The organism is Aquabacterium sp., from assembly GCF_035476535.1.
In the GTDB taxonomy this organism is placed as follows: domain Bacteria; phylum Pseudomonadota; class Gammaproteobacteria; order Burkholderiales; family Burkholderiaceae_C; genus Pseudaquabacterium.
The window spans coordinates 1-1,865 of sequence record NZ_DATILJ010000103.1 but is presented as its reverse complement, the minus strand read 5'-3'; the positions used below and the strand labels follow the sequence as shown (position 1 = coordinate 1,865).

At 72.9% G+C, this 1,865-nt stretch carries 3 protein-coding genes; all 3 read right to left on the bottom strand.

What is annotated here, in order from left to right:
* Positions 1–157 (bottom strand): KUP/HAK/KT family potassium transporter (locus tag VLK61_RS10510; protein WP_325420890.1); only part of this gene is annotated, 157 nt, incomplete at its 3' end.
* A 64-nt stretch (positions 158–221) separates the two neighbouring features.
* Positions 222–914 carry a response regulator gene (locus VLK61_RS10505; protein ID WP_325420888.1) on the bottom strand — a complete coding sequence of 231 codons (693 nt, stop codon included), beginning with the start codon at positions 912–914 and terminating at the stop codon, positions 222–224.
* Positions 911–1,865 (bottom strand): sensor histidine kinase (locus tag VLK61_RS10500; protein WP_325420887.1); only part of this gene is annotated, 955 nt, incomplete at its 5' end. The genes VLK61_RS10505 and VLK61_RS10500, both read right to left, overlap by 4 nt.

Here is a 1,865-nt window from a genome sequence, read left to right as displayed (position 1 = left end):
TGGCCGGGCTGAAGATGGTGGCCAGCGTGTACAGCGGGCTGGTGCCGATGTCGCCGTAGACGACGCCGAGCGCGCCCAGCGTCAGCGCGGCCAGGCCTTGTTTGGCGTGCGTGGACGGCGTGGCGGCGCCGGCCGCAGCGATGGTGGGTGAGTTCATGCCCCGCAGCGTGCCGTGCCGGGCATCAGGAACGCATAAGTGACGCGAGCGTGAGGCGGCCGGCTCAGGCGCCCGGCTCGGCAAGCCGGTAGCCCACGCCCGGCTCGGTCAGCAGCAGTTGCGGTTCGCCCGGCTCCGCTTCGAGCTTGGCCCGCAGCTGGCCCATGTACAGGCGCAGGTAATGGGTGTGTTCGGTGAACTCCGGCCCCCACACATCGGCCAGCAGCTGGCGGTGTGTCACCACCTGGCCGGCCTGGCGCACCAGGCGGGCCAGCAGCTTGAATTCGGTGGGCGTCAGGTGCTGCGGTTCGCCGGCCCGCTGCACGCGGTGGGAGGCCAGGTCGACGGTCAGTTGGCCGTTCTCATAATGCGTTATCGACGCCTGCAGCTGCGTACCGCGGTGCCGCAGCGCCACCCGCATGCGGGCCAGCAATTCGCCGATGCTGAAGGGCTTGACCAGGTAATCGTCCGCGCCGGCATCGAGCAGCGCGATCTTCTGGCCGTCGGCCTGGCGGGCCGAGATCACCAGCACGGGGATGTTGCGTTGCCGCCGCAGCGTGGCCAGCAGCGCCTGGCCGTCGCCATCGGGCAGGCCGAGGTCCAGGATCACCAGGTCCGGCGCGGCATGCGCGGCCAGCGCCTGCGCCTCGGACAGGCTGGCCGCCGTGTGCACGCCATAACCTTCGACCACCAGCGCATCGCGCAGCGTGCTGCGCAGTTCACGATCGTCCTCGACCAGCAGCACTTCCAAGCTCATTGAGGTTGCACCTCCACCGGCAGCGTGAACTCGAAGCTGCAGCCGCCGTGGCCGCGGGCGCGCAGCCGCAGTTCGCCGCCATGGGCGCGGGCGATGGCGCGGCACACGGCGAGGCCGACGCCGGCACCCGGGCGCGTGCAGTCCAGCGGCGGGTCGGCCCGCTCGCCGCGCTGGAAGACATCGAAGATGCGTTCGCGCCAGGCCGGCGGCACGCCGGGGCCGCGGTCACGCACGGCGATCAGCAGCCGATCCTGCGCCAGGTCCTGCTGTTGCCGCACGAGGATCTCCACCGGCGCGTCGGCCGGGCTGTACTTCAGCGCGTTGTCGACCAGGTTGTCCAGCAGCTGCGCCATCAGCAGAGCGTCGCAGCGCAGCAGCGGCAGCGCGGGCTCGAGCCGGGCTCGCACCCGGCGCTGCGGGTCGCGGCGACGCGCGCGGCGCAGCACGTCGCCGACGATCTCCTCGGCCGATTCCCAGTCGCGCTGCAGCTGCAGGCCAGGGGCGTCCAGGCGGGCGAGCTGCAGCGTGTTGTCGGCCAGCCGGCTGAGCTGGCGGGTCTCGTCGACGATGCGGCTGGCCAGGTGCTGGCGCTGCTCGGGCGCCAGCCGATCGCCCTGCTCCTGCAGCGACGATGCGGCGCCGAGGATGGTCGCCAGCGGCGTGCGGAAATCATGCGAGATGGCGGCCAGCAGCGCATTGCGCACGGCCTGCAGCTGCGCCTGCTCACGCGCCCGGGCCTCGGCGGCGCTGGTGCGCACACGCTGCAGGGCCTGGCCCATCTGGTCGCACAGCGCCTGCGCATGGCGGCGCTGCGCGGGGTCGCCCTGGCCGTGCTGCGGCAGGCGCAGCAGCGCGGCGCCATGGCAGCTGTCGCGGCCGCGCAGCGGCAGGTACCAGGCGGCCAGCGCATCGTGCCGGCCAGTGCCCGGGCCCATGGCCTGGCGCTGGCGC